Source organism: Paraburkholderia piptadeniae, assembly GCF_900007165.1.
In the GTDB taxonomy this organism is placed as follows: domain Bacteria; phylum Pseudomonadota; class Gammaproteobacteria; order Burkholderiales; family Burkholderiaceae; genus Paraburkholderia; species Paraburkholderia piptadeniae.
Genome location: NZ_CYGY02000024.1, coordinates 97,355 through 114,023, shown reverse-complemented (window position 1 = coordinate 114,023; position 16,669 = coordinate 97,355). Strand labels below are relative to the sequence as shown.

15 protein-coding genes are annotated in these 16,669 nt (G+C 64.6%); 5 read left to right on the top strand and 10 right to left on the bottom strand.

Annotation, left to right across the window (positions count from 1 at the left end):
• Positions 1 to 56: 56 nt before the first annotated feature.
• Positions 57 to 3,125 carry a phosphoenolpyruvate carboxylase gene (gene ppc / locus BN2476_RS12290; protein ID WP_087734434.1) on the top strand — a complete coding sequence of 1,023 codons (3,069 nt, stop codon included), beginning with the start codon at positions 57 to 59 and terminating at the stop codon, positions 3,123 to 3,125.
• Between the two features lie 73 nt (positions 3,126 to 3,198).
• On the opposite strand, the gene BN2476_RS12285 is transcribed toward ppc, so the two are convergent.
• Complete coding sequence (locus tag BN2476_RS12285; protein ID WP_087734433.1) at positions 3,199 to 3,951, bottom strand: class I SAM-dependent methyltransferase; 753 nt, start codon at positions 3,949 to 3,951, stop codon at positions 3,199 to 3,201.
• A 321-nt stretch (positions 3,952 to 4,272) separates the two neighbouring features.
• Here BN2476_RS12285 and BN2476_RS12280 point away from each other — a divergent pair, with 321 nt between their 5' ends.
• Together BN2476_RS12280 and argH are read left to right on the top strand one after the other, a co-directional pair.
• Positions 4,273 to 5,088 carry a helix-turn-helix transcriptional regulator gene (locus tag BN2476_RS12280; RefSeq protein ID WP_087734432.1) on the top strand — a complete coding sequence of 272 codons (816 nt, stop codon included), beginning with the start codon at positions 4,273 to 4,275 and terminating at the stop codon, positions 5,086 to 5,088.
• 141 nt (positions 5,089 to 5,229) lie between these two features.
• A complete protein-coding gene (argH, locus tag BN2476_RS12275) occupies positions 5,230 to 6,636 on the top strand; it encodes an argininosuccinate lyase (protein WP_087734431.1) in 1,407 nt (468 codons plus the stop codon).
• Here argH and BN2476_RS45470 read toward each other — a convergent pair.
• Entirely contained in the window at positions 6,591 to 6,800 is a 210-nt protein-coding gene (locus tag BN2476_RS45470; RefSeq protein ID WP_143810953.1) for a hypothetical protein, read from the bottom strand. The two genes, argH and BN2476_RS45470, sit on opposite strands and share 46 nt — an antisense overlap.
• Between BN2476_RS45470 and BN2476_RS12270 the strand changes: the two genes are divergently transcribed.
• A complete protein-coding gene (locus tag BN2476_RS12270; RefSeq protein ID WP_087734430.1) occupies positions 6,793 to 7,713 on the top strand; it encodes a bestrophin family protein in 921 nt (306 codons plus the stop codon). The genes BN2476_RS45470 and BN2476_RS12270 overlap by 8 nt on opposite strands.
• A gap of 64 nt (positions 7,714 to 7,777) precedes the next feature.
• On the opposite strand, the gene BN2476_RS12265 is transcribed toward BN2476_RS12270, so the two are convergent.
• The 8 genes from BN2476_RS12265 to apbC form a co-directional block, all read right to left on the bottom strand.
• Complete coding sequence (locus tag BN2476_RS12265) at positions 7,778 to 8,455, bottom strand: DUF799 domain-containing protein (RefSeq protein WP_087734570.1); 678 nt, start codon at positions 8,453 to 8,455, stop codon at positions 7,778 to 7,780.
• Between the two features lie 2 nt (positions 8,456 to 8,457).
• Entirely contained in the window at positions 8,458 to 8,826 is a 369-nt protein-coding gene (locus tag BN2476_RS12260; protein WP_087734429.1) for a DUF4810 domain-containing protein, read from the bottom strand.
• A gap of 26 nt (positions 8,827 to 8,852) precedes the next feature.
• The gene (locus BN2476_RS12255) at positions 8,853 to 9,533 is read right to left on the bottom strand and encodes a CsgG/HfaB family protein (protein ID WP_087734428.1); all 681 of its coding nucleotides are present in this window, start codon (positions 9,531 to 9,533) and stop codon (positions 8,853 to 8,855) included.
• Between the two features lie 291 nt (positions 9,534 to 9,824).
• Positions 9,825 to 10,562: a lysozyme inhibitor LprI family protein gene (locus tag BN2476_RS12250; protein ID WP_173819613.1), complete on the bottom strand. Its 738-nt coding sequence runs from the start codon at positions 10,560 to 10,562 to the stop codon at positions 9,825 to 9,827.
• Between the two features lie 2 nt (positions 10,563 to 10,564).
• Complete coding sequence (locus tag BN2476_RS12245; protein WP_087734427.1) at positions 10,565 to 12,847, bottom strand: arginine/lysine/ornithine decarboxylase; 2,283 nt, start codon at positions 12,845 to 12,847, stop codon at positions 10,565 to 10,567.
• 76 nt (positions 12,848 to 12,923) lie between these two features.
• Positions 12,924 to 13,493 carry a dCTP deaminase gene (gene dcd, locus BN2476_RS12240; RefSeq protein WP_087734426.1) on the bottom strand — a complete coding sequence of 190 codons (570 nt, stop codon included), beginning with the start codon at positions 13,491 to 13,493 and terminating at the stop codon, positions 12,924 to 12,926.
• A 305-nt stretch (positions 13,494 to 13,798) separates the two neighbouring features.
• Positions 13,799 to 14,329, bottom strand: a complete 531-nt coding sequence (locus BN2476_RS12235; protein ID WP_087734568.1) for a superoxide dismutase family protein — start codon at positions 14,327 to 14,329, stop codon at positions 13,799 to 13,801.
• Between the two features lie 215 nt (positions 14,330 to 14,544).
• Complete coding sequence (gene apbC, locus BN2476_RS12230) at positions 14,545 to 15,633, bottom strand: iron-sulfur cluster carrier protein ApbC (RefSeq protein ID WP_087734425.1); 1,089 nt, start codon at positions 15,631 to 15,633, stop codon at positions 14,545 to 14,547.
• Positions 15,634 to 15,903: 270 nt separating this feature from the next.
• Between apbC and BN2476_RS12225 the strand changes: the two genes are divergently transcribed.
• On the top strand, positions 15,904 to 16,554 hold the full coding sequence (locus tag BN2476_RS12225) for a YiaD family glycine zipper/OmpA-like lipoprotein (RefSeq protein ID WP_087734424.1): 651 nt from the start codon (positions 15,904 to 15,906) through the stop codon (positions 16,552 to 16,554).
• Positions 16,555 to 16,669 lie beyond the last annotated feature (115 nt).

Here is a 16,669-nt window from a genome sequence, read left to right as displayed (position 1 = left end):
AGTAACCGAAGTTGCAGTCCACATTCTTTAGACCCTGGTTTTCCTGAGGAAACATCGTGACGTCTTCCGGATCGGCGCGCCCTGCCCGCCGCAACACTGCCTCGCCCGACGCTGCAAACACCGCATCGGCTGCTCCCGCCGTCAAGGCTGTCAAGGCCGCCAAGGCCCTGAAAGCAACACAAGCCCTCGATTCCGGCAAAACCGGCAAATCCACGAAGATCAAGTCGTCCAAAGCGGCCGCCAACAGCCTGTCGAAACGAATCAAGAACAACAGCGCGAGCAAGCAGGAGGCCGCGCCGTTGAAAGACAACGCCCGCACGCGCGAGGACAAGGACCAGCCGCTCTTCGAGGACATCCGCTATCTGGGGCGGCTGCTCGGCGACGTGGTGCGCGAGCAGGAAGGCGACGAGGTGTTCGACGTGGTCGAGACGATTCGCCAGCACGCGGTGCGCTTTCGCCGCGAGGACGACAGCGTCGCCGCGCAGACGCTCGAAAAGAAACTGCGCGCGCTGTCGCCCGAACAGACGGTGAGCGTCGTGCGCGCGTTCAGCTACTTCTCGCATCTCGCGAACATTGCCGAAGACCGTCATCGCAACCGCCGGCACCGCATTCACGATCTGGCCGGCTCGACGTCGCAGCCGGGTACGGTCGCGCACGCGCTCGACCGTCTCGTCGAAGCGAACGCGGCCGCGACGCCCGTTTTGCAGCAGTTCTTCAACGACGCGCTGATCGTCCCCGTGCTGACGGCGCACCCGACGGAAGTGCAGCGCAAGAGCATCCTCGACGCGCAGCACGACATCGCGCGACTGCTCGCCGAGCGCGACCAGCCGCTGACGGCGCGAGAGCGCCTGCAGAACGACTCGCTGCTGCGCGCGCGCGTGACGTCGCTGTGGCAGACGCGCATGCTGCGCGATTCGCGCCTGACCGTCGCCGATGAAATCGAGAACGCGCTGTCGTACTACCGCGCGACGTTCCTCGAAGAAATTCCCGCGCTTTACGCCGATATCGAAGAAGCGCTGGTCGAGCACGGCCTCGACGCGCGCCTGCCGTCCTTCTTCCAGATGGGCAGCTGGATCGGCGGCGATCGCGACGGCAATCCGAACGTCACGGGCGAAACCCTCGAAAACGCGATCACGCGCCAGGCCGCGGTGATCTTCGAGCACTATCTGGAGCAGGTGCACAAGCTCGGGGCGGAGCTGTCGGTGTCGAATCTGCTGGCAGGCGCAAGCGAAGGCGTGAAGGCGCTCGCGGACGCCTCGCCCGACCACTCGCCGCACCGCACCGACGAGCCGTACCGGCGCGCGCTGATCGGCATCTACACGCGCCTTGCCGCGAGCGCGCGCGTGCGCCTCGGCGAAGGCGTCGTGCCCGTGCGCAGCGCGGGCCCCGGCGTGCCGAAGATTCGCGCGATCCCGTATGGCGACGCGTCGGAGTTCGTGCGCGATCTGCATGTGCTGATCGAGTCGCTCGCCGAGCATCACGGCGCGTCGCTCGCGACGCCGCGCTTGTCGCCGCTGACGCGCGCGGCCGAAGTGTTCGGCTTCCACCTCGCGAGCATCGATCTGCGCCAAAGCTCGGACATTCACGAAGCGGTGATTGCCGAGTTGCTGCGCCGCGGGGGCGTCGAAAGCGATTACGCGGCGCTGCCCGAAGCGGACAAGCTGCGCGTGCTGCTCGCGGAGCTGTCGCAGCCGCGCCTGTTGCGCTCGCCGTATGTCGAATACTCGGATCTCGTGAAGAGCGAACTCGGCGTGCTCGAGCAGGCGCGCGTGACGCGCGAGAAGTTCGGCGCGCGCGCGGTACGCAACTACATCATTTCGCACACGGAGACGGTGAGCGATCTCGTCGAAGTGATGCTGCTGCAAAAGGAAGCAGGACTGCTGCAAGGCTCGCTCGGCAACCCCGTCGATCCGGCGCGCGCCGGCCTGATGGTGATCCCGCTCTTCGAGACGATTCCCGACTTGCGCAACGCGCCGCACATCATGCGCGACCTGCTCGCGCTGCCGGGCATCGATGCCATCATCGAGAACCAGGGCAAAGAGCAGGAAGTGATGCTCGGCTATTCGGACAGCAACAAGGACGGCGGCTTCCTGACGTCGAACTGGGAGCTGTATCGCGCGGAGCTCGCGCTCGTGTCGCTCTTCAACGAGCGCAACATCACGATGCGTCTGTTCCATGGCCGCGGCGGCACGGTCGGCCGCGGCGGCGGCCCGACGTATCAGGCGATCCTGTCGCAGCCGCCCGGCACCGTCGACGGCCAGATCCGCTTGACGGAACAGGGCGAAGTGATCGCGAGCAAGTTCGGCAACCCGGAGATCGGCCGGCGCAATCTGGAGACGGTCGTCGCCGCGACGCTCGAAGCCTCGCTGCTGCCGCACGGCAATGCGCCCGCGCAGCTGCCCGACTTCGAGGAGACGATGCAGACGCTCTCCGACGCGGCGATGGCGTCGTACCGCGCGCTCGTCTATGAAACGCCGGGCTTCACCGACTACTTCTTCTCGTCGACGCCGATCGCGGAGATCGCCGAGCTAAACATCGGCAGCCGGCCGGCGTCGCGCAAGCTGCAGGACCCGAAGCAACGCAAGATCGAGGATCTGCGCGCGATTCCGTGGGGCTTTTCATGGGGCCAGTGCCGGTTGCTGCTGACAGGCTGGTATGGCTTCGGGAGCGCCGTGGCGGGATGGCTCGACGCGTCGGACTCGAATGTGGAGCGTGAGCGCCGGCTGAATCTGCTGCGCAAGATGCACAAGACGTGGCCGTTCTTCTCGAATCTGCTGTCTAACATGGACATGGTGCTCGCAAAGACGGACCTCGCGGTGGCGTCGCGCTATGCCGCGCTCGTCACGGACAAGAAGCTGCGCAAGCATGTGTTCGAGCGCATCGTCGCCGAGTGGGAGCGGACGTCGAACGCGCTCTCCGAGATCACGGGCAGGAAGGAACGGCTTTCCGATAATCCGTTGCTCGCGCGCTCGATCAAGAACCGGTTCCCTTATCTCGATCCGCTGAATCACCTGCAAGTGGAACTGTTGAAGCGGCACCGCGGCGGGGATACGAACCTGCGCGTTCGACGCGGGATTCATTTGACGATCAACGGGATTGCGGCTGGGTTGAGGAATACGGGTTAATTGCTTTTTTTTTGCCCTGCGGGCGGCGGGTCTTTTTGGGCCGCCGCCTTTTTTTTTGTCTGCGAGATAGAACTTAATGCCCCTCGATCATCAACGCATCAAGCTTGAACGACCCATCATCCTGCACATCGAAGTATTCGAGGACTTCATCCGGCGCTGAAGCCCAGACAGAGCGGATCGCGGCGACACGCGCCTCAGGCGTCCTCATCCGCGCAACCCACGAAGCGAACTCGATCGGCAGGCGCCACCGCTCGCGTACGACCGCGGAAAATCCGGTGGCGGCGAAAAACGCGAGCCACTCGTCAACGCGATAGTCGCGGATATGCGAAGCGTCACGCAGAACTTCGACTGCCTGAAGATGCGTATCGAGCAACGGATGATCGCTCCCGGCAATGTCGATGAACAGCACACGTCCGCCTCGCTTCAACACCCGCCGCACTTCGGCGAGCGCCAGCGGCACGTCGTGCCAGTGATGCGCGCTCATCCGGCTGATCACCCAGTCGAACGAAGCATCGGCGAACGGCAGCTTCTCGGCCGCGCCCTGCGAGGTCCGGATGTTCGACAGCCCGCGCTCCTGCGCGGCGGCGTCGACGGTGGCCAGCATCTGCGGCGCGATGTCGTACGCGACGACGGACCCTGCGTGCGGCGCAACGGCAAAACTCGCGTGCCCCGCCCCACACCCCATGTCGAGCACGGCCGCGCCCGGCGTCCCGGCGACGGCCGACGCCAGCGCCTGCAAGTCCGCCCCCGTCGCGTGCACCTGGCTCGTCAGATACGCGGCCGCTGTCGAGCCGAACGCGTCGGCCACCTGATCGTGATGCTTCATCGTGTGCTCCTGTCGACCGGAGTTGGCGCTTTAGCGCCTTACTCCGGTCCCATACAAAGTTGTCGACCGGAGTTGGCGCTTTTGCGCCCTATTCCCGTCCCATACAAAGTTATCGACCGTAGTTGACGCTTCGGCGCCTTGCCCCGGTCCCATGCAAATGGTTGCGGCCCATTGAGGGTTGCCTGTGAGCCTCATGTTCGCGCACTCGAACGCGCGTGTTCGCACGCTCCGTTCCAGTCGCTACAATAGAGCCCGTCCTGTACCGGTACAAGTCAAGCAATTATTCTGGTATCGAGATTACCAGCCACCGCAGTCCGCGACATGACCACGCCCTCTTCCGCCGATTCCGCCCCGCCCCTCGATGCATCGCCTGCCCGCGCGCTAGGCGAGTTCATCCGCGCGCATCGCGAGCGCCTGTCGCCGCAAGCCGTCGGCCTGCCGCCCGGACCGCGCCGCCGCACGCCCGGCCTGCGCCGCGAGGAAGTCGCCCAGCTGTGCGGCGTGAGCCCCACCTGGTACACGTGGATCGAACAGGGACGGCCCGTGTCCGCGTCCGCCGATGCGCTCGCGCGCATCGCCGTCGCGTTGCAGCTGTCGCGGGCCGAGCGCGCATATCTGTTCGAACTGGCCGCCCAGCGCGACCCCGCCGAGCCCGACCCGGCCGCCGCCGATACCCCCGCGATGCTGCTCAAGACCGTCCAGCTCGTGAACGCGCCCGCGTACGTGCTCGACCGCCAGTTCACGGCGCTCGCGTGGAACGCGCCGGCAGCCGATCTGTTCGTCGGCTGGCTCGACGGCGAACATGACCGCAACCTGCTGCGCTACACGTTCCTGTCGCCGGATGCGCGCAGCCTGATCGTCGACTGGGAAATCCGCGCGCGGCGCCTCGCCGCCGAATATCGCGCCGATTCGATCCGCCATCAAAACGACGCGCCCACGCGCTCGCTGATCGATTCGCTGTCGGCCGCGAGCGATGCGTTCGCGCGCTTCTGGGCGTCGCAGGACGTCAACGAGCGCGAAGGCGGACAGCGCCGGTTCAACCATCCGCGCGACGGCCATGTTGTCTACAACCAGATCACGTTCAAGCCCGCGCACCGCGAAGACCTGAAGCTCGTCGTGCTCGTGCGCGAAGAATGATATCCGCGTCGTCCGCCCAATCCGGACTTCCCGCCGCGCCGCAAGGTTCGCCGCGCGGCGGGTGTTAAAATCGATCTCTCCCCGAGGCGGCGCAGCGATGCCGCGCCGTCCGCGTCTTCACCTCGCAAACTGCCCATCACCATGACGTCCCAACTGCATAAAAAAGGCGAAGCCTGGTCGGCTCGCTTCTCCGAGCCGATGTCGGAACTCGTCAAGCGCTATACGTCGTCGGTTTTCTTCGACAAGCGTCTCGCGTTCGTCGACATCGAAGGCTCGCTCGCGCACGCGTCGATGCTGGCCGCGCAAAAGATCATCAGCGCCGACGACCTCGCGGCGATCCAGCGCGGCATGGCGCAGATCAAGGGTGAAATCGAGCGCGGCGAGTTCGAATGGCAACTCGATCTCGAAGACGTGCACCTGAACATCGAAGCGCGCCTCACAGCGTTGATCGGCGATGCGGGCAAGCGTCTGCACACGGGCCGCTCGCGCAACGACCAGGTCGCAACCGATATCCGCCTGTGGCTGCGCGGCGAAATCGACCGCATCGGCGATCTGCTGAAGGACCTGCGCGTCGCGCTGCTGGACCTCGCGGACAAGAACGCCGCCACGATCATGCCGGGCTTCACGCACTTGCAGGTCGCGCAGCCGGTCACGTTCGGCCATCACCTGCTCGCTTACGTCGAGATGTTCTCGCGCGACGCCGAGCGCATGCGCGATTGCCGCGCGCGCGTGAACCGTCTGCCGCTCGGCGCGGCGGCGCTCGCGGGCACCAGCTATCCGATCGACCGTCATGCCGTCGCGAAGACGCTCGGCTTCGACGGCATTTGCGCGAACTCGCTCGACGCCGTGTCCGACCGCGACTTCGCGATCGAATTCACGGCCGCGTCGGCGCTCGTGATGACGCACGTATCGCGCTTCTCGGAAGAACTCGTGCTGTGGATGAGCCCGCGCGTTGGCTTCATCGATATCGCCGATCGCTTCTGCACCGGCTCGTCGATCATGCCGCAGAAGAAGAATCCGGATGTGCCCGAACTCGCGCGCGGCAAGACCGGGCGCGTGAACGGCCATCTGATGGCGCTGCTCACGTTGATGAAAGGCCAGCCGCTCGCGTACAACAAGGACAACCAGGAAGACAAGGAGCCGCTGTTCGATACCGTCGATACCGTCGCCGATACGCTGCGCATCTTCGCCGAGATGGTCGCGGGCATCACGGTCAAGCCCGACGCGATGCGCTCCGCTGCGCTGCAAGGCTTTTCGACGGCGACCGATCTCGCCGACTATCTCGTCAAGCGCGGTCTGCCGTTCCGCGATGCGCACGAAGCGGTGGCGCACGCTGTCCGCATCTGCGATCAGCGCGGCTGCGATCTGGCCGATCTTTCACTCGATGAAATGAAGGCCGAGTTGCCGAACGTCGCGTCGCTGCTCGGCGACGATGTGTTCGGCTATCTGACGCTGGAAGGCTCGGTGGCGAGCCGCAATCATCCTGGCGGCACTGCGCCGGATCAGGTGCGCGCGGCGATTGCGGCTGCGCGGGCGGCGATGGACTGATCGCGGCTTTTGCCTGCTCTCTGCTGTGCGCCAAAAGGCGGATTCTCTTGCGAGGATTCGCCTTTTTCGTTTTTGATGAGCGCCTCCGCGCAGAGCAAAGGCCGGCACCATTGGATACCATCACGATGCAATTGCTCGCACAGGACTCCCATCGTCATGATCATCCGCCCGCAACTCCACTGGTTCCGCATGCTGCTCGCGTGGCGCGGCTCCGTCCTGCCCGAACTGCTGCCGCGCCTCGGCCTCATTCTGCTGATCTCGATTGTCGCACTCGCCGTGCATGTTCACGTGCTGCGCATCGACGTGAACGTGAGCACCACGCCGTTCTCGCTGATCGGCATTGCGCTCGCGATCTTTCTCGGCTTTCGGAACAGCGCGAGCTATGACCGCTATTGGGAAGCGCGCAAGCTCTGGGGACAATTGCTCAACGAGACGCGCTCGCTGACGCGTCAGGTGCTGACGCTGCCGTCCGCACAGATCTCCGCGAGCGACACGCAGGAATTCGTGCAGGTGCTGGGCGCGTTTGCGCATGCGCTGCGTCATCAGCTAAGAGGCACCGATCCGTCGCAGGATCTGTCGGCGAGGCTCGACCAAGCGCTCTTCGAACGCGTCATGATGTCGCGCTACCGCCCCGCAACGATCTTGCTCTGGCTCGGCGAATGGGTGCAGCGTCAGGCGCGCGACGGCAAGCTCGACGCGTGGACGGTTCACGCGATCGACCGCAACCTCAACGGACTATCGGATGTGATCGGCGGCTGCGAGCGGATCGTGTCGACGCCCCTGCCGTTCGCGTATTCGGTGATGATCCACCGCACCGTGTACTTCTTCTGCGCGGCGCTGCCGTTCGGGCTCGTAGAGAGCGTCGGCGCATTTACGCCGATTTTCTCGGTGTTCGTCGCGTACACGTTCATGGCGCTCGATGCGATCGCATCGCAGATCGAAGAGCCCTTCGGCACCGACGACAACGACCTCGCACTCGATGCGCTCTCCGCCACCATCGAAGACGCAGCCCGCGATCTGCTCGCGCAGCCTTCGCTGCACAAGACGGGGTTGAAGGACGACTATCTGCTCACGTAGCGCGCGAGCATGCGTCCGTGAAACGCGCGCCGGCCACATCCGGCGCGCGTTCGTCATGACAAGATCAGTCCGTGCCGTACTTCGGCGAACGCGGACCATACAACAGGCCGTTCGCGCCGCCGCTCGACAGCAGCTTGCGGCTCGTCAGTCCGGCGACATCATGCGATTCGTCCGCCAGCGAATGCGCGACCTGCTTGACGGCCGCCTGCACCATTGCGCCGATCAGGCCACCCGTATTCACACTGAAGTTGTTGCCCAGTTCCTTGCCCGTCGCGCTTGCCGTGCCTTGCCAGAGCGTGTCGCCCGAGCGCAGGTCGACGAGCTTCGCGCCGGCTGTTACGGCCGTCGTGCTGTCGACAATCATGAACTTCGAACCGTACTGCGTGATCGTCGTGTACAGCGCCGCATCGGCGCCGAAGACGCTGCGCAGCTTGTCGGGCGCGACGTTCTGGATGTCGTTCGGCGTGGTCAGGCCGTTGTGCCTGAACGTCTCTTCCATCTCGACGACGGGCACCACGTAATAGCCGCCCTCGGCGAGCGGCATCGTCATCTGCGACAGCATGCCGTACGTGGCGCTCACATCCGATGTGTTGTTGACGGGAGGCAGCACGAGAATCGTCCTCGGCTTGCTGTTGCGGAACGCGGTGTAGTCCGCCTGACGGGGCGCGTGGGCGACGCATGCCGTCAATGTGAAGAGCACGGACAGCGCGGCGAACAGCCTGAACGAAAAGAAGCGCTTCATGGTCATTGGAATTTGCTCAGCAGAAAGTCCATGTACGTCGACGACTCGGGAAACGACTGCTTCTCGGCGAGCAGCTCCTGCTTCGCTTCCTGACTCTTGCCGACGCTCGCGTACAGCATCCCGAGATGCGCACGGAAGCCCGGCGGAACCGATGCGCCCTTCGCGAGAATCTGCTGACGTGCTTTTTCGAGTGCATCGATCTGCTCGAGCGGACTCTTCTGCGCCTTGAAGTACTCGTAGACTTGCGGCTGATAGCCGTCCCATTGATAGAGCGCGGGGCTGTTCGTCGTGCTCGCGCACGCGGACAGTAGCGCGCACGCCGCCGCGGCCGGCAGCGCAAAGCCGGTCCGCCAATTGAATCGCTTCGACATGTTCTTGTTGATCGTGATGGATGGTGTTACTTCGCAGCCTGTAGCGCGCCTGCGTCGACCTGTTCGGCGAGGTGATTAACGGCTTCCTTGATCGCGAGATCGAGCACCTTGCCGTTGAGCGTCGAGTCGTACGACGCCGTGCCGCCAAAGCCGATGATCTCGCGGTTCGACAGGCTGTATTCGCCCTCGCCCTCGCTGGAGGCGATCACTTCCGACGTGGTCGTATCGACGATGTTCAGGCTGACCTTCGCGTAGGCAACCTGGCTCTTGCCACGCCCCAGAATGCCGAACAGTTGCTGATCGCCGACTTCCTTTCGACCGAACTCGGTCACGTCGCCGGTGATCACATAGTTGGCGCCCTTGAGCTGCTGCGCCTTGTTGGCGATCTGCGCTTCCTGTCTGATTTCGCTCAGGTTGTCGCGCTCGAGCACGGAGAAGCGGCGGCTCTGCTGCAACGCCGTGACGAGCAGGGTCTTCGCCTGGCTGCCGACGCGGTCGACGCCGTCGGAGAAGATGCCGCGCATGTCGCTCGAGCGGTTGTCGAACTTGCCGACGGCGACAGGCACCGGCTTGCCGGCGTGCGGCACGTTTGCACTGCTGACCTCGGGCGTCGGCAGCGAGCGCGACGCCTCGGTCGCGCATCCGCCCAGTGCCGTGGCGGCCAATACTGCGACGATCAATGCGCAAGGTGTGAATGGCTTCAACATGTTGGTCCCGTTCAAAGAATGACTCGCGCTTCGAGCGGCCTTCCGGATCGGGCGGCAGTGTGCCGCGCTTTCGTCGGTCGCTCTGATAGCGCGACGAAAGATACCGGCACTTGCACCTGCAACTTTAAAAAAATGTCATTCGACGCATGAAGGGATTTGCGCGTCGTCACGATGCGCGCATGTCACGCGAAGCCGCGTGCCATGCGCAAACGTCGGCAGGTGCAACGCAATTGCGCCTGCCGGACGAACAACCTGGAGACTGGAAGAAATGCGACGCGACGACAGCGCGGCTCAATCGTTGCGGGCCGTATCGCCCATGCGCTTCAGCAGCGCAACGCGCGCGCCGATGATATCGATTTGCGTGCGCGCGTCCATCAGGGGAACGGTCGCGTCGCGATATGCGCTCCACGCGCGTTGCGCGTGCGTCAATGTCGGGCGCGCGTGCGCGGGCAGCTTCGCATGCAGACGCCGGTAATAGCGGTTCAGATCGAACATCGCGTGCTCGCACTGCGCGTCGAACGAACAGGCGCGCGGGCGCGTCTTCGGGTCCTGCTTGCCCGCGTTCGCCGCCACGGTGCGCAGCGCGAGCGCGCGGTCGCGCACGGGCTGCAACTGCATGTCCGCGCCGGCGATCTGATACGAGGTGCCCTGCGTCGTGGCGAGCACGGCAGTGAGCAGCTTGCCGTCGGCGTCGCGCCACGCCTGCCAGCGGCGCTGGCTCTCTTGCCACTTCTTGCGCTGCGCGTCGGGCACCTTCGCGAGCACCTGCTGGAACGACTGGTCCATCGACGCCTGCCACGCGAGCCGCGCCGTGTCCGTGCAATGCACCTGCCCCGCCGCCGACGACATGTCCGCGCGCGCGAGACACGCGCGCATCGATGCGTCGATCGGGTCGGCCGCTGCCGCTTCCGCGCGCGCCGCGGCGGGCGCGAAAGTCAGCGCGGCGAGCGGCGCGAGCACGCCCAGCAGCGCCGCGCATGCAGCCGCGCGCGCATGACGCCGAAGTCCGAAGCGCGGTGCCTGCTTCATGATCACGAGTCGCGCACGCAATCGACGAAATACTCGATGCGCCCGTTGATCGTTTCGCCCACGAGACCGTGGATATCCGTGTGGAAGCCCGGGAAGCGCTCGTTGAACTCGCGCGCGAAACGCAAATAGCTGACGATGGTCTTGTTGAAGCGCTCGCCCGGAATCAGCAGCGGAATGCCCGGCGGATACGGCGTCAACAGGATCGACGTGACGCGGCCTTCGAGTTCGTCGATAGGAACACGGTCGATCTCGCGGTGCGCGAGCTTCGCGAACGCATCGGACGGCTTCATCGCGGGCTCCATGCTCGACAGGTACATCTCGGTCGTCAGGCGCGCGATGTTGTTCGCGCGATAGACGCTGTGGATCTGCTCGCACAGATCGCGCAGGCCGATGCGCTCGTACGCGGGATGCTGCGCGACGAACTCGGGCAACACGCGCCACAGCGGCTGGTTGTTGTCGTAGTCGTCCTTGAACTGCTGAAGCTCCGTGACCATCGAGTTCCAGCGGCCCTTCGTGATGCCGATCGTGAACATGATGAAGAACGAGTACAGGCCCGTCTTCTCGACAATGATGCCGTGCTCGGCCAGGTACTTCGTGACGATCGCGGCGGGAATGCCCGTCTCGCCGAATTCGCCGTCCACGTCCAGGCCCGGCGTGATGATCGTCGCCTTGATCGGGTCGAGCATGTTGAAGCCGTCCGCAAGCTCGCCGAAGCCGTGCCAGCGGTCGTTCGGGCGCAGCATCCAGTCGTCGCGCGAGCCGATGCCTTCTTCCGCGAGCTCTTCCGGGCCCCAGACCTTGAAGAACCAGTCGTCGCCGTATTCGGCATCCACCTTGCGCATCGCGCGGCGGAAGTCGAGCGCTTCCGCGATCGATTCCTCGACCAGCGCCGTGCCGCCCGGCGGCTCCATCATCGCGGCGGCCACGTCGCACGACGCGATGATCGCGTACTGCGGGCTCGTCGACGTATGCATCAGATACGCCTCGTTGAAACGGTGGCGGTCGAACGTGCTGTTCTCGGAGTCCTGCACGACGATCTGGGAGGCCTGCGAGATGCCCGCGAGCAGCTTGTGCGTCGAGTGCGTCGCGAACACGAGCGCGCCCGTGCGCGGACGGCCCGCGCCGATCGCATGCATGTCCTGATAGAACTCGTGGAACTCGGCGTGCGGCAGCCACGCTTCGTCGAAGTGCAGCGTATCGAGCATGTCGCCGAGCAGGTCCTTGATCATCTCGACGTTGTAGATCACGCCGTCATACGTGCTCTGCGTGATCGTCAGGATGCGCGGCTTGAGGTTCGGGTTCTTCGCGAGCGCTTCGCGTGCGAACGGATTCGCTTCGATCTTCTTGCGGATGTTTTCCGGCTTGAACTCGTCGCGCGGAATCGGACCGATGATGCCGAAGTGATTGCGCGTCGGCGTGAGGAACACGGGGATCGCGCCCGTCATCGTGATCGCGTGCAGGATCGACTTGTGGCAGTTGCGGTCGACGAGCACGATGTCGCCGGGCGCGACGGTCGCGTGCCAGACGATCTTGTTGGACGTGGACGTGCCGTTGGTCACGAAGAACAGATGGTCCGCGCTGAAGATGCGCGCCGCGTTGCGCTCGGAAGCAGCAACGGGGCCCGTGTGATCGAGTAGCTGGCCGAGTTCGTCGACGGCATTGCAGACGTCCGCGCGCAGCATGTTCTCGCCGAAGAACTGATGGAACATCTGGCCCAGCGGATTCTTCAGGAACGCGACGCCGCCCGAGTGGCCCGGGCAGTGCCACGAGTACGAGCCTTCGTCCGCGTACTGCACCAGCTCCTTGAAGAACGGCGGCGCGAGCGAATCCAGGTACACCTTCGCCTCGCGGATGATGTGGCGCGCGACGAACTCCGGCGTGTCCTCGAACATGTGGATGAAGCCGTGCAGCTCGCGCAGGATGTCGTTCGGCAGATGGCGCGACGTGCGCGTCTCGCCATACAGGAAGATCGGGATGTCCGCATTGCGGCGGCGCACGGCGGCGACGAACGCGCGCAGGTCGATGATCGCGGGCGCCAGTTCGGGCACCTGGTCGTCGCCGTTCTCGACGTACGGCAGCAGCTCGTCGTCGTCGATCGACAGGATGAAGCACGACGCGCGGCTCGACTGCTGCGCGAAGGAGGTCAGATCGCCATAGCTCGTGAGACCCAGCACTTCCGCGCCTTCTTTCTCGATGGCCTCGGCAAGCGCCCGGATGCCGGAACCGGAGATGTTCTCGGAGCGGAAATCTTCGTCGATGATGACGACGGGAAAACGAAACTTCATGGGCGATTCTCCAAAAAGAACGACCGCTGCTGCGCAGCGGTCACCCGGATAGCTGGTGATTCAATGCGCGTTATCGTTACGTCTTCGGCAACGTCACGCCATGCTGACCTTGGTACTTGCCGCCGCGATCCGCGTAGGATACGTCGCAAATCTCGTCGCTTTCGAAGAACAGCACCTGCGCAACGCCTTCATTCGCGTAGATTTTCGCAGGCAATGGTGTCGTATTTGAGAATTCGAGCGTGACGTGTCCTTCCCATTCCGGCTCGAACGGCGTCACGTTGACGATGATGCCGCAACGCGCGTACGTCGATTTGCCGAGGCACACCGTCAACACGCTGCGCGGAATGCGGAAATATTCGACCGTCCGGGCGAGCGCGAACGAGTTGGGCGGGATGATGCAGACGTCGCCCTTGAAATCGACAAACGACTTCTCGTCGAAGTTCTTCGGATCGACGATCGTCGAGTTGATGTTCGTGAAGATCTTGAATTCGTCGGCACAGCGAATGTCGTAGCCGTAGCTCGACGTGCCATAGCTGACGATCTTGCGACCGTCTTCCGTCGCGCGCACCTGATTCGGCGCGAACGGCTCGATCATCTTGTGCTCTTCGGCCATGCGCCGGATCCACTTGTCGGATTTGATGCTCATAGGTGAACGCTGCTGACGGGTTGTATCGGGCCGACAGACGCTCGCGCGCCGCTCACGGAGCGCGCGCCGCCGGACGAAAGGCGCTTATTTTACGCGATCACGGCAAGCATGCCCGATGCGGCGTGTATCGCGTCCGCCCGCGCGCATTGCATCGTGCTTTCGCCGAAAAACGGCAGCGGACAATGCCCGATGGATGACCAAGGAAATACGGACGGAGAACGATGGATTTACGCGCTGCGCAAACGATTGGCTGATGCGGCGCAACGACGGGCGATGCGCGCCCCCATCTGGTGAACGACAGGAAGTTACGGGCGGATCAGCCCGCATGCGATGGCGGGGCCGGCGCCGTGCTGCGGATACGCATAGGGATCGGACGCGTCGCGATGCAGCAGCACGGCGCGCTGCATCACCGAACGCACGCCGTCGAGCGATACGTCCGGCGCGACGATGAAGCCCGCCGCCACGCCCGCCGCGTCCGCGTGAATATTGCCGAGATCGCCTTCGACGCGCGCGCCGATCTTCAGGCGCTCCGCCGCCGGTGCGAATATGGCGCCCGCGCCCGAGCCGTCGGCGGAATTGCAGTCGCCGCGTTCGTGGACCTGCAGCGCGTGATCGCTGTTCGGCGGCAGGCCCGTCAGGTTGTAGGTCACCTGCACGCCATCCGAGTGCTCGATGAACGTGACCATGCCGCGCGCGTTGTTGCCGAGCGTCGGCACCAACTGCGCGTCTGCGCGTTTCTCTTGAGGCCTAAGGAAGCTGCACCCCGATAACAGGAGACAGGTCGCAGCCAGGACGATGCTTGTCTTGATCGCCTTGCCGCCGATTCGTTTTCTCATGCGATCCTCTTGTCGAGCGCCGGCCGTCCCCGCGACCGCGTTGCCGGACCTGATGAAGCCGACATGATACCGCGAGCGGGCCCGCATTCAGACCCCTTTCAATCCGCCTTCTGAAGACCTGTTTCGCCGACTGGCCTGGCCGGCACAGCCGGATCATGCCGCGATCCGCGCCGTTGCGCGACGTCCCGATCGCGCAACGGGCGGCGCGGTGCGCCCTACGTGTTCTGCACGACGATGGTCGGAAACTTCGAGCTCATGTCGCGCGCACGCTCGGCGATATGAATCGCGACCTTGCGGGCAATCGTCCGATAGATCTCGGCGACGCGGCCATCCGGGTCCGCGACCACCGTCGGATGACCCGAATCGGCCTGCTCGCGGATCGCGATGTCGAGCGGCAGGCTGCCGAGCACGTCGACGGCGTATTCCTTCGACATCCGCTCAGCGCCGCCCGAGCCGAAGATATGCTCCTCGTGGCCGCAATTCGAGCAGATATGCAGGCCCATGTTCTCGACGATGCCGAGAATCGGAATGCCGACTTTCTCGAACATTTTCAAGCCCTTCTTCGCGTCGAGCAGCGCGATGTCCTGCGGCGTCGTGACGATCACGGCGCCCGTCACGGGCACGCGCTGCGACAGCGTCAACTGAATGTCGCCCGTGCCCGGCGGCATGTCGACGATCAGATAGTCGAGATCCTTCCAGTTGGTCTGCCGCAGCAACTGCTCGAGCGCGGACGTGGCCATCGGGCCGCGCCACACCATCGGGTTGTCCTGCTCGATCAGGAAGCCGATCGAGTTCGCCTGCACGCCGTGGCCCGCCAGTGGGTTCATCGACTGGCCGTCGGGCGACTCGGGACGGCCTTCGATGCCCAGCATCATCGGCAGCGACGGGCCGTAGATGTCGGCATCGAGGATACCCACCGACGCGCCTTCGCTCGCGAGCGCCAGCGCCAGATTGACGGCCGTCGTGCTCTTGCCGACGCCGCCCTTGCCGGACGCGACGGCCACGATGTTCTTGACGTTGGGCAACAGTTTCACGCCGCGCTGCACGGTATGCGCGGCGATGTCCTGCGACACCTGCACGCGCGCTTCGGCGACACCGGGCACGCCGCTCAGCGCGTCGGCGACGAGCGCGCGGATCGTGTCGAACTGGCGCCTGGCCGGATAGCCGAGTACCACGTCAACGCTGACCGCGGCACCATCGACGGTGACGTTCTTGAAACTTTTGGCCGCGGCGAAAGGACGCTGCGTGTTGGGGTCGGTGAGGGCTGCGAGGGCCGCGTCTATCAAAGCCCGATCGATGCTCATTGAGTCTCCGTGGGAACGCTCGGCGCGGCGCGCGATCGAAGGATGCGCGACACGCCGGAAATATTGAAAGAAATTGTTAGCCGGCATTGCCTAAAACCTGTCTCATTGGCACGCTTGCCGCGCAAGTTTGCTATAGGGCCGAATCGTCGCTGACTCAGTTGTCATTGTAGTGGCTGGCGTCGGGGCTTGCCGGAAGACCCTTTCCGGCTGTCGGCGCGATCGCGAACCCTGCATCTGTGTGTCGACCGTCTTACTCAAGAGGACTCAAGAATGAACGCAAAAATCATGACACGCCTGTCGGCATTGGCTGTCGTTGGCGCGCTGCTCGGCGGCTGCGCAACCGAGCAAGGCACCAACACGGCCGTCGGCACAGGCGTCGGCGCGGGCACGGGCGCCGCGCTCGGCGCGATCTTCGGCGGCGGCAAGGGCGCGGCGATCGGTGCGGGCGTCGGCGCGGCGGTCGGCGGCGTCACCGGCTACAACTGGCAGAACATCAAGAACAAGCTGTCGGGCGCGACGAAGGGCACGGGCACGCAGATCAGTGAGCAGCCGGACGGCTCGCTCAAGCTGAACATCCCGAGCTCGGTCACGTTCGATACGAACAGCTACGCGATCAAGTCGTCGTTCGCACCTGTCCTCACGCAGGTGGCGCAAACGCTGAACCAGAATCCGGAAGTGGTTGCGCAAGTCGTGGGCCACACCGACAGCACGGGTCAGCCCGCCTATAACCAGACGCTCTCCGTCAATCGCGCGCAAAGCGTGACGAACGCGCTGGCGCAGGACGGCGTCGCGCCGCAGCGCCTGTCCGCTTCGGGCATGGGCGCGAACCAGCCGATCGCCGACAACAACACGGAAGCGGGCCGTGCGCAAAACCGCCGCGTCGAAATCTATCTGCGCGCAATGGCGCAGCACGCGCAATAAGGACTGTGGGGAAAGGACGGGACTCTGCCTCGCAGAGCCCCGTCCAGACAAGCTCGAGCGGGAACGGGGAAGGCAACCTGCGTAGCGCCTGGCCAAAGCGCCCCGAGAGCCTCGC

What these genes read in the sequence shown, in the direction of transcription:
- BN2476_RS12285 (WP_087734433.1), bottom strand. Translation starts at nt 3,951, where the DNA reads ATGAAGCATCACGATCAGGTGGCCGACGCGTTCGGCTCGACAGCGGCC.
- BN2476_RS12260 (WP_087734429.1), bottom strand. Translation starts at nt 8,826, where the DNA reads ATGTCGAAGCGATTCAATTGGCGGACCGGCTTTGCGCTGCCGGCCGCG.
- BN2476_RS12245 (WP_087734427.1), bottom strand. Translation starts at nt 12,847, where the DNA reads ATGAAGTTTCGTTTTCCCGTCGTCATCATCGACGAAGATTTCCGCTCC.
- BN2476_RS12265 (WP_087734570.1), bottom strand. Translation starts at nt 8,455, where the DNA reads ATGAAGCGCTTCTTTTCGTTCAGGCTGTTCGCCGCGCTGTCCGTGCTC.
- BN2476_RS45470 (WP_143810953.1), bottom strand. Translation starts at nt 6,800, where the DNA reads ATGATCATGACGATGGGAGTCCTGTGCGAGCAATTGCATCGTGATGGT.
- BN2476_RS12235 (WP_087734568.1), bottom strand. Translation starts at nt 14,329, where the DNA reads ATGAGAAAACGAATCGGCGGCAAGGCGATCAAGACAAGCATCGTCCTG.
- apbC (WP_087734425.1), bottom strand. Translation starts at nt 15,633, where the DNA reads ATGAGCATCGATCGGGCTTTGATAGACGCGGCCCTCGCAGCCCTCACC.
- argH (WP_087734431.1), top strand. Translation starts at nt 5,230, where the DNA reads ATGACGTCCCAACTGCATAAAAAAGGCGAAGCCTGGTCGGCTCGCTTC.
- BN2476_RS12255 (WP_087734428.1), bottom strand. Translation starts at nt 9,533, where the DNA reads ATGTTGAAGCCATTCACACCTTGCGCATTGATCGTCGCAGTATTGGCC.
- dcd (WP_087734426.1), bottom strand. Translation starts at nt 13,493, where the DNA reads ATGAGCATCAAATCCGACAAGTGGATCCGGCGCATGGCCGAAGAGCAC.
- BN2476_RS12225 (WP_087734424.1), top strand. Translation starts at nt 15,904, where the DNA reads ATGAACGCAAAAATCATGACACGCCTGTCGGCATTGGCTGTCGTTGGC.
- BN2476_RS12270 (WP_087734430.1), top strand. Translation starts at nt 6,793, where the DNA reads ATGATCATCCGCCCGCAACTCCACTGGTTCCGCATGCTGCTCGCGTGG.
- BN2476_RS12280 (WP_087734432.1), top strand. Translation starts at nt 4,273, where the DNA reads ATGACCACGCCCTCTTCCGCCGATTCCGCCCCGCCCCTCGATGCATCG.
- BN2476_RS12250 (WP_173819613.1), bottom strand. Translation starts at nt 10,562, where the DNA reads ATGAAGCAGGCACCGCGCTTCGGACTTCGGCGTCATGCGCGCGCGGCT.